At 64.4% G+C, this 13476-nt stretch carries 11 protein-coding genes; 5 read left to right on the top strand and 6 right to left on the bottom strand.

What is annotated here, in order from left to right:
- Positions 1 to 92: 92 nt before the first annotated feature.
- The gene (locus GEV06_15985) at positions 93 to 446 is read right to left on the bottom strand and encodes a hypothetical protein (protein MPZ19395.1); all 354 of its coding nucleotides are present in this window, start codon (positions 444 to 446) and stop codon (positions 93 to 95) included.
- Positions 447 to 631: 185 nt separating this feature from the next.
- Between GEV06_15985 and soxR the strand changes: the two genes are divergently transcribed.
- Complete coding sequence (gene soxR, locus GEV06_15980; protein MPZ19394.1) at positions 632 to 1096, top strand: redox-sensitive transcriptional activator SoxR; 465 nt, start codon at positions 632 to 634, stop codon at positions 1094 to 1096.
- A gap of 58 nt (positions 1097 to 1154) precedes the next feature.
- On the opposite strand, the gene GEV06_15975 is transcribed toward soxR, so the two are convergent.
- A complete protein-coding gene (locus tag GEV06_15975; protein ID MPZ19393.1) occupies positions 1155 to 1595 on the bottom strand; it encodes an OsmC family peroxiredoxin in 441 nt (146 codons plus the stop codon).
- 74 nt (positions 1596 to 1669) lie between these two features.
- Here GEV06_15975 and GEV06_15970 point away from each other — a divergent pair, with 74 nt between their 5' ends.
- Complete coding sequence (locus tag GEV06_15970; GenBank protein MPZ19392.1) at positions 1670 to 1990, top strand: YnfA family protein; 321 nt, start codon at positions 1670 to 1672, stop codon at positions 1988 to 1990.
- A gap of 841 nt (positions 1991 to 2831) precedes the next feature.
- Here the strand turns inward: GEV06_15970 and GEV06_15965 are convergent.
- Positions 2832 to 5135: a hypothetical protein gene (locus GEV06_15965; GenBank protein MPZ19391.1), complete on the bottom strand. Its 2304-nt coding sequence runs from the start codon at positions 5133 to 5135 to the stop codon at positions 2832 to 2834.
- 540 nt (positions 5136 to 5675) lie between these two features.
- On the opposite strand from GEV06_15965, the gene GEV06_15960 reads away from it, so the two are divergent.
- The 3 genes from GEV06_15960 to GEV06_15950 all read left to right on the top strand — a co-directional run bounded on the left by GEV06_15960 (position 5676) and on the right by GEV06_15950 (position 10270).
- Positions 5676 to 5987 carry a hypothetical protein gene (locus GEV06_15960; protein MPZ19390.1) on the top strand — a complete coding sequence of 104 codons (312 nt, stop codon included), beginning with the start codon at positions 5676 to 5678 and terminating at the stop codon, positions 5985 to 5987.
- Positions 5963 to 6709 carry a hypothetical protein gene (locus GEV06_15955; GenBank protein ID MPZ19389.1) on the top strand — a complete coding sequence of 249 codons (747 nt, stop codon included), beginning with the start codon at positions 5963 to 5965 and terminating at the stop codon, positions 6707 to 6709. Before GEV06_15960 ends, GEV06_15955 begins: the two co-directional genes overlap by 25 nt.
- Before the next feature lie 216 nt (positions 6710 to 6925).
- Positions 6926 to 10270 (top strand): hypothetical protein, encoded by a 3345-nt coding sequence (locus GEV06_15950; GenBank protein MPZ19388.1) that lies wholly within the window; start codon positions 6926 to 6928, stop codon positions 10268 to 10270.
- Between the two features lie 253 nt (positions 10271 to 10523).
- Here the strand turns inward: GEV06_15950 and GEV06_15945 are convergent, their stop codons facing one another.
- From GEV06_15945 to GEV06_15935, 3 genes are all read right to left on the bottom strand, one after another.
- Positions 10524 to 11210, bottom strand: a complete 687-nt coding sequence (locus GEV06_15945; GenBank protein ID MPZ19387.1) for a hypothetical protein — start codon at positions 11208 to 11210, stop codon at positions 10524 to 10526.
- Positions 11211 to 11227: 17 nt separating this feature from the next.
- The gene (locus tag GEV06_15940) at positions 11228 to 12109 is read right to left on the bottom strand and encodes a hypothetical protein (protein ID MPZ19386.1); all 882 of its coding nucleotides are present in this window, start codon (positions 12107 to 12109) and stop codon (positions 11228 to 11230) included.
- A 707-nt stretch (positions 12110 to 12816) separates the two neighbouring features.
- The coding region (locus GEV06_15935) for a transposase (protein ID MPZ19385.1) at positions 12817 to 13476 on the bottom strand (660 nt) is incomplete at its 5' end.

Raw genomic sequence — 13476 nt, 5'->3', positions numbered from 1 at the left:
TGCTGGACTCCAGCGTGTGGGGTGCGGAGAGATCGCCGCGCACAGCGTCCGACAGTGCCGGTCGACACCTGCCACCAGAATCGTCCTCTCCACTACGGTGACGTGTGGTGCCTGTGTGCTTGCCCTTGTGCTCGAGCAGCCCTCGCGCGATCGTAGTTCTGTCGGAACAGCGCGATCACTTCCGCGACCTCGGAGGACGTCCGCATCGGTACGGTTACCCAGCCAGAATCTGGCAGCACGTGATGAGGTCGGGCTCGCCCGGCGGCGACCAGCTCGTCGCGGATACGCCGCGGGAATGGAAGGTCGGCAATGATGCCGTGTAGGTGTCCGAGCTCCCGACGCTCGAGACGGAACTCGACACCGCCCATCCCGTGGTCGTGCACGGTCACGCCCTCCCAGCGCGCTATCTCCTCGATCACTGTCTGCCGCGCCGCACTCGGGGTCATCAAGTCAGGCGAAACCGCCAGCTCTCCGGTGCTTGCAGCCGCGGTGGCGATTGCATCCGCTAGGGTGCTGTTCTTGTGGTCGCTCTGCATTAGGAGCCTCCGTTGATCGCCCGGATTCGCATGCACTCATCGTGCATCTTCAAGTGCACTTGAAGTCAAGCAGGGATCTCGCCAACACTGTCTTCATGGGAAACGTGCTCACGATTGGCGAGCTGGCAAGACGTAGTGGAGTCGCGACGTCGGCGCTGCGCTTTTACGAAGAGCGAGGGCTCATCCGCGCTGAACGAAACACGTCGGGCCACAGGCGCTACGCGCGGGACGTGATTCGACGCGTTGCCTTCATTGTGTTCGCGCAGAAGATTGGGCTCACGCTGGACGAGATCGGGGCAGAGCTCGCCAAGCTGCCGCAGAGCCGTGTGCCGGAGCGCTCCGACTGGTCGAGGTTGTCAAGCTCTTGGACCAAGCGCATCGATGTGCGGATTGCGGAGCTGGAGCGCCTGCGCGCAGGGCTCACGGAATGTATCGGCTGCGGCTGCCTGTCGCTCGATCGATGCGCGCTGGCAAACCCGGCTGATCGCGCCGCGCGGCGCGGCCCCGGTCCTCGCTACTGGATCGAGCCGTCGCGTCGCCTAGCTTCACTGCGACAATGAGACTTGCGGTCAGCCATCTACAGCAATTAAGGGGCGTCTGGTCCCCTACTAACGGGGGCTACTCGATGGTGACCTCGGACGTGATCGCAACGGTTCCTCGTAGTGCGACGGAGATCGCGCACCCTTCCTCGACTTCACGTGCAAGCTCTTGGAGTTGCGCCTGGTCGATGCCTTCGAGCGCCTCGATCACGGTCGCCAAATGCGATGATTGAATTCGAATGCCCTGCGGTCCTTTCTCGGCCGTGATGATGGCCGTGACCGTCACACGCCGTGCCCAACCGCCACGGCGGCCGATCAGAGATCGCAGACCGACTCCGTAGCAGGTCGCGTGCGACGCTGCCAACAGCTCTTCCGGCGTCGTCGTCCCCGCAGGCTCACCGAGCGTGCTCGGAAACGTGGCGGGCACCGCGAAGGCCGCGGAAGCTGCTGTCACGCGTCCACTGCCACTCGTGACGTCACCGTCCCATTCAAGTGTCGCGGGTCTGGAAAATGTAGCCATCAGATATGCACATCCACACCGGCCGCCACCTGCATCGTAGGTGTTGCCGTCCGTTTGTGACAGGAGCGAGCTCGATGATTCATTCGTTGTTCCTCTTCCTCGTTGCGGGTCTGCTTGAAATCGGCGGTGGGTACTTGGTCTGGCGCTGGTGGCGCGAGACGGCCCCGGTCTGGTCTGGCTTCGCCGGCAGCATCGCCCTCGTGTTGTACGGGATCGTGCCCACCTATCAGCCGGCACATTTTGGCCGCGTCTATGCCGCCTGTGGCGGTGTCTTCATTGTCCTTTCGCTGCTATGGGGATGGACGATTGACGGCACTCGACCCGATGTCTTTGACATCGTCGGTGCTGTGCTCTGTTTGATTGGTGTGATGGTGATCATGTACGCCCCTCGTTGAGATTCATGCTGGAGCCCCAGGATTGAGAGACCGCCGGTTCCTCGTCCAGCACGTCGGCTCAACGCAGCCTACGACTTGAAGTGGACTTCATGTCAACAGCGGTCGCGGGCCAGGAGCGCCCGGCGGCTGGCCGGGGGAATCGTCCGGCGTTTGCGCCCGACATCGAACACGCCCATCTGGCGCACGCCGCATCACCGCCGTCGATGCATCGCAGGCAAGCCGTCGCGCGTTTCAGCGGAAATTGCGCCAGGGCAAGCCTGGAGGAGGAGGACGTTATGTAGCGCGTACACATAACTGAAACTTCCTAGCGGAACCCAGCAGGTGCGAGTCCTGGCCCGGTAACGGGTAGCCACCAGCCGGAACCGAGTGTTGCGTGGTCCAGGGGCGACCCTGGCTGCGAAGCGTACACAGGGACTGAGCAGGCCGCGTGATAGAGCCTCGAAAGGAAACTGAGTGCGGAGCCGACGCTGTTTTCTGAGCGGAAGGCTGCATCGGGCGTCCCGCCAGGGCGAGGGATGTCCGGTCCGCCGGGGTCGAAGAGCGGGGCATGCTCGGAAGGGTTCCCCAGGAACCTGGGAGGTCTCGACCTCTCCATCGCGAAGGGCGGGCACGGGGACCCGCCGGAAAGAAATACCCCGGGCCTGACGGGCGTCGCGCCACAGGCGCGTCAGGAGCGAAGAAGGGGCGCACGATGGAACACGGGGGCGCAGGCAACGAAGCGCCCGTGGGAGGCGAGACGTCGGAGCCTCGGCATAGTACTGCCTCAGACCGGCTTGCTGTTAGCTCGACACCCCACATGCTCGACGGTCTGAGGCAGGGCCTCGTTAGCAATCTTCAGCGCTTACTGCAGGCACGGGTTCCCCGATGGATGGGCGCTCGTGCCTTCGAAGTTGGCTTTCGATTCCGCGATGATGACGTCGGTCAGCAACGTGTCCAGGAAGACGGCTCGCTGTGTGACCGAGTTGCCGGTCGTGACCGTGTGATTGAGATGGAGCGTTCCAATCACGAGCGGGATACTGAGCGGCGCAGAGCCGACCGTGATCGGCACGCCGTTGATCGACAAGCCGGCGACAGACGAGGAGCTGGACAGTTGGGGCGTAAGGCCGCCGGGCCCCTCGACGCACTGCGCTGCGGCGTCGGAGTAAATCAGCTCGAGCGCGATGTTGAGACCGAGCGTTGAGATGGTGACCGCGTCAACCCGGGACTGCGCCACACCGATGTCGCCAGGCGCAGGGTCGGCTGACTCGAGATCGTCGGGCGTCTGATCGGTGAGCGCGTCCAGACCCTTGACGTTCACCGCGAGGAGCCCTGCCGACAGCGTCACTTGCGCCAGCGTCCGATGCTCGTCCTGGCACGGAACGTCGAAGGCGTTCGCGAGAACCGGCTGGACCCCCGCCAGGTTGAGCACACTCGCGCGGCAGGAGAACGCACCGTCGCGGTCATCGTCCAGGATCGTGCCCACACCCGTGTCGTCGGTGAGCACGACGTCGATGGCGCTAACGACGTTCAACAGTTTGACCGAGAACTGCTCATCCAGCTCGTCCAACGTGTCGCCCTTGACCGGGACCACCAGGTCCTTGGTCGCGTCGCCTGGGGCGAACGGCACTGGACCCGAGGCGGCGACGTAGTCGTCCTGCGTGGCGGTGCCGTCGGCTGTGGAGAAGTTGATTGTGAGCGGCGCCGTGGCTGGCGCAGAGAGGGCGATAGTAAACGTCGTAGGCGAGCTGCCAGCGTTTCCCTCTTGGACGACGACGTCGTTGATACTCGCCTCGATCGGGTGCCAAGTCTTCGAAATGAACCGCTCCAGCTCCTTCGGTGCGTTTGGTTGAATGAGAACGATGGCTGTAATTACGTCGTGCGAAGCTTGTGTGTTGGTATAGGTGAAGGTCGCGTAACCGTGACCATCGGTCGGCGCGCTGCCGTTCGCTGGGCTTGGGCTGCTCGGGTCCCCATCGACCGTGCTGGGTCCGCCCGTGACGCTGAAATCTACCGTAATGCCGCTCACCGGGTCGCCGAAGTGGTCGCGCACCCTGGCGGACACCTTGTGCGACTCGCCAACGACGTCGGTGCCGCCGGGAGATATCAGGTTGAGAAACTCGGCGCATCCGCCGACCGCCCAGCTCTCCAACCCGGCGCGAATCTGCTCTCTGAGCAGCTCGGCCGCGCTCCCGATGCTGAAATTCGCATCGATGCTGTCCGCGGCATCGATGAATGCGCCAAAGACATACTCCCTTGGAGCCTCGAAGCAGTTTTCCTCGAAGGGGATCTCCACCCATCCGGCAATGGACGTGTACTCGCCGTCGGAAAGAGAATATCCTCCTGCCTTGGCCGCGAACCGGGTCTTGAGCCTGAAACTATCCAGCCGCGCGGCCGTGAGGCCCAGCCCCTGTCCCTCCTGCTCGATGATGTCGAGCAGGAGCCCGACCTGGGGCGGATTGGCGGGGTGATGGATCATGAGGTTGTAGGCCTGGGCGCGAATGTCATCATCCAGGAATCCTGTCGCGACGGCTTCGTACAGCTTCCCGGCGTCGACCAGGGTCAGTCGGTTGTGATTGGCGACGGCGTCCGCACCACACCCGATCGGGTGTTGGTAGAGCGAGTCGTTCATGCCGAGGAGCTGACGAGTGCTATCGATGTCCGCGTCACCGAAGAAGTCTCGAAGGGCCTGGGTCGCGGCATTGTCGGAGACGCGCATCATCAGCTGTAAGACCGTGGCCAAGTCGTCGACCTGAGCCACGGTATTATCCGTGGGACAGTCGTCACCGCCAGGCATATAGTTGCCATCGTCGTCGAACTTCGTCTCGTCGGCCATCCAGGGAACACTCGTTTCCAGGGTGACGTTGCCTTCCTGGACCTGGCGCATCGCGTGGAAATGAATGAGCGCCTTGATGGTGCTCGCCGGCTCGAAGACGTAGCCTTCGTTGACCGCCGCGAGAACGGGGCCCTCCACTTCCTTGAGATAGAGCCCGACCGTTCCACCGGTCGAGTTGTCCGTGAGCAGCTGTAGGACGCGGTCGGTGGGCTCCGCCGCGAGGAGCAGCGAGCCTGCCGCGATCACGAGCCCAACCGCCAACACCCGCAGACACAGGCCTGCGCGTCCGGAACGGCCCCACGCAGATCTCTTGGCAATGCGACTCATGGTCATCGAGGGCTCCTTCGCGGGAGGTCACACTCTTCTTTCGTCTCCCGCTGGCCGAACAGGTTGATGGTCAATCGGCCAGTGTCGATCGCGCCGGGACAGTCGATGGTGGTAAGAGCCGTTCGCGTCGCGCGACCTGTCATGATCGACCGTATCCCGCGCTCGCGTCACTACGTAGGTACGTAGGAATCCCCAGTCGGCGGTACATGCGCGGGACAGTGGGAAATGCGCTCTCCGCCAGGCCCAGGCAGGCCTAGCTCGCGGGCAGGTAACCGACAACGTCGATGAGCACGTGCGTCCGGGTGCCCAATGCCTTCACCGCAATGTCTTCCGAAGGGCTACAGGCGGTACCCGGTGCTCCTGATCTCGAACAGCCCCTCACGATCGCACCATTCGCGACCGATGGCGAGTGGCCGGCCGAGTAGTTGATGACGCTGGTGCTCGGCTCGGGTCTCCCGTTGCCCCACAGCACGAGAGCGCCGTTGGCGGAAAACGATCACTGACACCGCGGTCTGGCTGCCTGACACCCGCGCGGATGACGACATCGTGACAGGTCAGGGTTTCGGCGTCGCGACAGACGAGTGCAGCGCCGACACCAGCGGAGCCACCCAACGGCGGATGTACATCGCTGGCGGCCCCGGCGACGACACGCTCATCGGCGGCCTGGCTACGGACACCTTGTATGGCGGCCTGGGGAATGACACGCTCAACGGCTGCGACGGTGTTGACACGGCGCGATACGACAATGCGGACCCGGAACCAGACGGGGTGACAGGGGTGATCGTCGATCTTGTCGCGGGCACCGCCACCGCGGCGGCGACGGCAACGATACCTTGGAAAACATCGAGTACGCCATAGGCTCGGCGTTCAACGACACCTTCATCGGCGACGAAGGCAACAACACCTTCGAGGGACTCGGCGGCTGTGACAGCATCGACGGCGGCGACGGCACCGCCGATCGCGTTTCCTACAACCAAATGCCCGGCCCCCTAGGCGTGGAGGTTGACCTGCGCTTCCAGAGCGCCATCACGCCCGACTACGACTGCGATCATCCCGAAGCATTCACCAACATCGAAGGCGTCATAGGCTCCCATGCCGACGACACCCTCATCGGCGACGACGGCCCCAACTCGCTCGGAGGCTTGGGCGGGGACGACATCCTTATCGGCCTGGGCGGCGACGACAGCCTCAGCGGTTGGGAGGGCAACGATGCCATCAGCGGAGGGCCCGACGACGACAAAATCTGGCCCGGCGCGGGCGATGACATCGCCTACGGTGGAAGCGAGGTTGACCTCCTGACGTACGCGGACATCGGCGCTGGCGTCGAAGTCAACCTCGCCCTCGAGGCCACAGGCGGAGCTGCCGGCAACGACATCGTGGTCGACTTCGAGAACGTCCAGGGCTCGCAGTTCGACGACACGCTCATTGGCGACGCGTTCGACAACGTGCTGTGGGGCTTGGGCGGCGACGACGCGCTCGACGGCGGCGACGGCGACGACACGCTCGATGGCGGCGACGGCAACGACACCTGTGACCCGGGCACAGGTAACGACCCCGTTCCGCAGAATTGCGAGCCGTAGCCCAGTCGGCCCGCTTGGCCACCGCGCGTCGCGCGCTCGGCGACCTTGGAGAGCTCTGCTGTGGGAGCGTACAAAGTCCATCGTGGCCCAGACAGATAAAGGACAATGAGAAGCCACAGTAGACCTCGGTTCAGCTTGTTCCAGTTGGGCTAGCAACTGTTCGTATGTTCGTATGGGAGCGTCGAGGCGTTTAGTCTTTCGAGCAGTAGTGCAACTATGATGGGGCTCAGGCGCCGACCCGCCGCGCTAGCGTCCAGCTTCCGCATCAGTGTTCTGCTTTTCTGTCTGATCGGTGCCTTCGCAGTCGCCAGCCCCGCTCACGCCCAGCGTCACCCCGCCAGGGTCTACAGCGCCGACAGCCTGCCCGCCGCCAGCGCGGCTGAACGCTTACCGATTCGCACCTACAGCACAACAGACGGTCTCGCGGCCGACCGCGTCTTCCGCATCGTCTCGGACCCGGAAGGCTTTCTCTGGTTCTGCACGGCGAACGGCCTGAGTCGGTTCGATGGCGAGCGGTTCACCACGTACGGACCCGAGACCGGCCTGCCGTACCATGCCATCAACGATCTGCTCATCACGCGGGGCGGGCGGTACCTCCTGGCGAGCGACGGTGGAGGCGTCATTCGGTTCGATGTCTCCGCGCGCGGTCGTTCGGTGGACTTCTCTCGTGTTCGCCCAGCCCAACCGACGGTTGAGGCATGGCGCTTCCGTACGTATCGCGTAGGGCCACACGGTGCAGCCAACCGCGTCAATGTGCTCCACGAGGATCGACAGGGTCGGATCTGGGCCGGCACCGATCGCGGCCTCTTTGTGACCGAGCGGTGGGACGAGCCGTTGCGGTTCACACGCGTTCCGCTCGTCGTGTTCAAAGCGGAATGGTCGGTGCTCGTCCATGCGTTCGCCGAGGAAAGCGACGGGAGCCTCTGGGTTGGCACGTCAGCGGGCCTCGCACGACGGTTCCCGGATGGCCGCATGGTGTGGTACCGATGGCCTAATGACCGGGCCGTGGCGGCGCTGGTCCACGATCCTGTCGGTCGCTTGTGGATTGGCCACAACCACGGTGTAAGTGTGATCGTGCCGAAACCGGTCGCGTCGCTTCACGTCCGCAGCGAGCCGATTCCCACGATTCGGCTCGCGGATCGAGAGATCACGGCGGGCGCTGTCGTGCTTCCGGACGCCCCGGGGGATGCGGTGTCCGGGACGGCTGAATGGCACGGCATTCCGGCGCCGGTCAGGGGGTTGACCATCGCACGCAACGGCCATGTGTGGCTGGCAGGTCCGGAGCGATTACTGGAGTTCGATGGCTCTCGGTTCCAGTCCTATGACATGCCGGTCAGCCGACTCTGGGCAACCCCGCTCCTTGAAGACGCCGATGGCAACATCTGGACGGCGACCTCGGGCAACGGCGCCTTGAGGTTTGCGCAAAGTGGCTTCCTAGCCTTCCCCAACCCAGCTGACGCCGAAGATGGATTCACGAGCGCCTTCGCAGCGCGTGACGGGCAGGTGTGTGCGTTCACGCAGAACGGCGCCCTAAGCTGCTTTGACGGTCGCCGCTTCGTCCGGATCGCGGCGGCGCTCCCGCGGCACGACTACTGGCTCGACACAGTGCTCGCCGTCATACAGGATCGGGATCGTCGATGGTGGGTCGGGACCCGGCGTGGGCTCCATCGGTACCCGCCGGGCATGCGACTTGCCGATCTGCCGCGGACACGGCCGCTGCGGACATACGGGGCGCGCGATGGTTTGGGGAACGACGGCATCATCAGCGTCTACGAGGATGTGCGCGGCGACGTCTGGATGGGGACCACTGCGACGAATCGTCGGGTCTTGGCACGGTGGGAGCGGGCAACGGACCGGCTCGTGATCTACTCGGACGCGGATGGGTTACCTCCATTCAATCGACCGTCGAGCTTCGCCGAGGATCGCACCGGCACGCTGTGGATCGGCTTCCGCGACGGCGGCCTGGTCCGATCCAAGAACGGCCGCTTCCTCCCCTTGCGTGAGCAGGATGGGATTCCGCCGGGGGATTGGGTGTCGGTTCATGTCGATGGCTCCGGCCGACTCTGGGTGGCCACAAATGGCGGAGGGGTTCTCCGGGTAGACCGGCCCGACCGACTTCCTCTCGAGGGTGTGCGGTACACGACTGCGCAAGGTCTGGCGAGCGATCACGTGCTGCGCGTGACGGAGGACATCCGTGGGCGGATCTATCTCGGGACACTCCGAGGATTGAACCGCTTGGATCCCGCAACCGGCCACATCCGGCTGTATACCCGGTCAGATGGCTTGATCTCGAATGAGATCGACCTGAGCGCGTTTCGAGACCGGCGCGGCGCTCTCTGGTTCCACGGCCACGCGGGGCTCTCGCGCTTCGTGCCGGCTCCCGACCGCCCCGCTCGCGCGCCGCAGGTCGCGATCGACGGGGCGGTCGTCGGAGAGCAATCGGTGCTGTTGAGCGCGCTCGGCGAGACGGGCGTGGCGCTCGGGGGGATCCCCGGGGCGGGGGCGGTGCAGATTGATTTCGTGGGGTCGAGCTTTGGCGCCGGCGGGCAGCTTCGCTACCAGTACAAGCTCGAAGGTGCCGACGAGAAGTGGAGCCGACCGACGCTCGACCGAACCGTCCGGTTCGCGCGCCTTGCCGCAGGGCACTACCGATTCCTCGTGCGCGCGGTCAATCCCGAGGGCGTGGTGAGCCCGCGCGCGGCGTCGGTAACCTTCCGTGTGCTGCCGCCCTTCTGGCTGCGCTGGTGGTTCGTGCTGCTGTATGCGCTGACCGCGGGGGCGCTGGCTGTGGTCGTTCACCGCTATCGTGTGTCGCGCCTCGTCGAGCTCGAGCGCGTCCGCGTGCGCATCGCGACGGATCTACACGACGACATCGGCTCGAACCTTTCCAAGATCGCCTTACTGAGCGGCGTCACGGCGCAGCAGGTCGCGCAGGCGTCCCCCGGCGTCGCCCAGCAGTTGTCGTCCATCGCCGACATCTCTCAGGAATCCGTCGATTCGATGAGCGACATCGTGTGGGCGGTCGATCCCACCAAGGACCGGCTGCACGATCTCGCACTGCGGATGCGGCGCTTCGCCAGCGACGTGTTCACCGCGCGCGATATTCGGCTTCGCTTCTCCGCGCCCGCGGCAGATGACGACCTCCCGCTCGGCACCGATGTCCGGCGCGAGGTCTTCCTCATCTTCAAAGAAGCGGTCAACAACATCGTCCGACACGCTGGGGCCACGACGGCCGAGATTGATCTCAGCGTCGACGCAGGCACTCTTGCGTTGGTGATTCGAGACGACGGCAAGGGGTTTTGTTCCGGACCGGAGACGGGAGACGGAAACGGCTTGGTGAGCATGGCGCGCCGGGCTCGGGCACTCGGTGGCAAGCTCGACGTCGTTTCCTCTCCTCGCGACGGTACGCGTATCACGCTCATCATTCCGACCCGACGACCCCGCCGGCGTGGCGACGCGCCCAAAGCTCGCCCGGACGAGAAGCCTGAGGGGAAGGTCCACCTCCTCTCCGGCGCCCGACCTTTCGGTCGAACACTCAGATCCAAGGCGGACGGAATGTAGGCCAACCTTCCGTCTTCACGCTTCGCGTTTCGGCGAGACTCGCGCGTCCTCAGGGTGAGGCGTGTGCCGTGGGAGAACGCGCCTGGCACGACTCCGTCGAAGACTCACCGATGTGGCACAACTCCCGTGCCAGACTCGTTTCAAACCAAGTCGTCGGCGATGGCACCATGTCGCTGACATATCTGTTCAGTCGCATACGTTCCTCCTCTCCCGTAACGATACGTGTCACTACGTTGCGACGGGGTCGGCGACGTCACGGCGCTGGGAGAACCGAAACCTGGAGGCTGGCGGCCGTGATGACGACCTCATGGTTCAGGGTTCCGCACCTTACTTCGAGGTCCCAGATGCCGCTCGGTACGACACGCGCACCTTGCAGGGGAAGCGTGAACCTCAGGCCGGCGTCCCACAGGCGTGAATCATTGAGACCCGTGAACACTGCGTGCGACGCCGGTGTCAACACTCCCCAGACAGGCGAGTCGACCCGTCGGTGCTCGAGTATGCAGGTGAGGCTCACCGATGTGGCCTCGGAGGATGGCGCATCGGCCCGCGCTACGACGGTCGCCGTGGCCACGATCTGGGTGCCGTCAGCGACAGTCAGCATCTCGCCGGTGGCCGACAGAGAGATGGGAACGCACTCTCCCCCGCTAGGGCAGAGGACGGAGGCTCCCGATTCGGTCGTGCGCGATTCAATCGGCCCCGTGAACCCTCCCGGAGGACCAGGTGGACCGGCGGGACCTGGCTGGCCCTCCTGGTTCCAGACATAGCGGGTCTCCCACGGCCGGCAGGCCTCTGTGGCGTCGACGATTCGCATGGCCAGCGTGGAGGCGCATGCGTGGATCTCGTCACTCTGCGCAGCAACCGTGCGGGCATACCCACAGACACACGCGACTGCCGCCGTCCCTACAACAGCGACCCGGCTTATTCCGCGAAGTCTTCTCATCGTCGTTCCCTCACCTCCTACGGTGCCACCCGCCTGATGCTCTCGCATGTCAAGGTCACGGTCTCGATCAAGGCGACGGAGGGCCCCGCTTGGAGCTCGCCAACTTCGATCTTCGAGGGCCAAGCGTTCTCGAAGTGGAACCGCAGAATCGGTGTCCCTGCACGGTCGTGGAGGACAACCGCTCCATTCTTGCCTCGAGGCACGCCGATGCGATCTGTGCCGCTTTCATACCAGTCCCACAACTCGGTATCGCTTGTCAGGCCTCGTCGCAGAACGATGTTGCTAAAGACGTTAGGCTGCACGAGCCGGAGCCCGGTTAAGGGGTTCACATGCTGCGTAGTCGACGAGATCTCGGCAAGCTCAGAAAAGGACGCGATCTCGACCTCGTCAATCACGAGGGAAACCCGAGCGGCCGTCGGCGCCTGCGCGCGGACGTGCGGGACGGTGAGGAGCACCATGGCAGCGGCCACGAGCATCCACAACGCGGCGCGCGAGATCCGTGCCAACCGACGTGCAAGCTGCGGTGTGCCGATAGACATCAGGGGAGAAGCCACAACGAGGTCCTTTCGTTGCGCGGGTGGTGTCATTGCGCTGAGCTCGATGTCCAACTGCACTTGGCGCAAAGTCTCTTGCGAACAGCTCCACCGAGAGAGCTGGCTAATATGGGCAGAGGGCTTATGAGGAGCGCCAGTGTCGAAAAGATGGCGACGGCAACCATGCCACCCATCGAGCTCGATGGATGCTCCAACTCGCCGACAACGTACGACACAGCAACAACTACCAACGGCTGAACGCCTATAACTACAGCGCCCCAGCGCCAGGCGTTGTGAGGGTGCAGATAGCCGCAGAGACCAGAGCCAGACAGGACGAGCACCAACCACGCCAGCTGTCCGGCCCATTCAGGCACGATGCCCGCGTAGCGACCACCGAGCATAAGGAAAAGAACACAGAAGCTGCCTACTGTCGCCGCCAAAGCGTAGACGCGTAGTGGTTTCATCATCTACCTAGGCCCACAAACGGCGACGCGTCAGCCGCAGCGCTCTCGATTCGCCGGCGCCGTGGGCTGCATCCCATGTAACAAGTCCACACGAAGATTGTGCGGGTGTCACTACGCAGGTACGTAGGAATCGCGTGACTCGCCTGCTGAATGTGGCGGGTGGTGGTTCACACGCGCAGCTCGTGCAAGCGAGCGATTCCTACGCACCGCATGGAGCGCGAGTTGTGGTGCGGCAACGCGAGTGGTAGGCTTCAGCATCCCTGCTGTCCCACCCCGGGGCACACGATCGGCATCCCTGGCCACACGACGAAGGACAAGGAGAACCGCCGCATTCCGTTCGACCCAAGCGGCCGCCTGGCGGCAGCATTCTCCGGGACAGGTGCCCGGTCACCGCCTCGATGACGTGCTCGGGCTCGCCGGCCTGAAGCAGGTCCGTGACCACCGTGTCGCAGATCATGGAACCGGAAGCCGGGCAGGCGGTGGGCAATGCGGCGGTGGTGCTGAGGGCGTCTGATAACGGACGTTCGGTCAACTTCCGCCAAAACCCCGACCCGTCGAAAACCCCACCCCCGTCGAAAACCCCGCTAATACCGCCTCATAGCTTGGTACTTAAGCCGTGACACCGACGTAATCGAGCCCGAAGCGCATGCGGCCACGGACGCGGTCGCGTTGGGGATGCGCTCGAGCCGCGTTGTCGCAGAGATACCGCAGGGTGTCGTGCACGATGGCCTCGAGATGCCGAAACCCGGTCAGGGCCGAGCGCACGAGCCGGGGGAGGATGTGGGCCCCACACATGGCCACAATGCGCGTGGAGATGGGAATGGTCGTGCGGCTCCGCTGCGCGACGTGGGCGAGGGAGCGCTTCAACGCAGCTGCACAGAGGCTGGCCCAGATGAGGCCCTCAACGATCGCCGGATTGGCGCTGGTGAAAGCGTGCAGATTGGCGTAGGACTTCCATTCTTTGAAGACCAGTTCGATCTGCCACCGCAACCGATACAGCTCGGTGACGTGGCGCGCCGTCAGGATCCCTCGGGAGACGTTGGTCACCAGGATCGTGTAGGTCCGCTCGGACCGCGTCCAGATCAACACCAGCCGCAGGCGCAGGGTCTGATCGCCGGGGCGGTCCCACTCGACGTCGAGGTCAAGCCGACGCCGGGGCAGGAGGCGCAGTACGTCCTGCAGGCACCGTCCGGCGAAGCGGGCCAGGGCCCCGTGGGGCCCGCGCGCGGTGCGAATCCGGGGATTGAGATCGGTCGTGCCCCGCATCAG

It is taken from the genome of Luteitalea sp. (genome assembly GCA_009377605.1).
In the GTDB taxonomy this organism is placed as follows: domain Bacteria; phylum Acidobacteriota; class Vicinamibacteria; order Vicinamibacterales; family Vicinamibacteraceae; genus WHTT01.
Note: the sequence above shows the minus strand (reverse complement) of the source record. Positions and strands in the feature narration are given on the sequence as shown.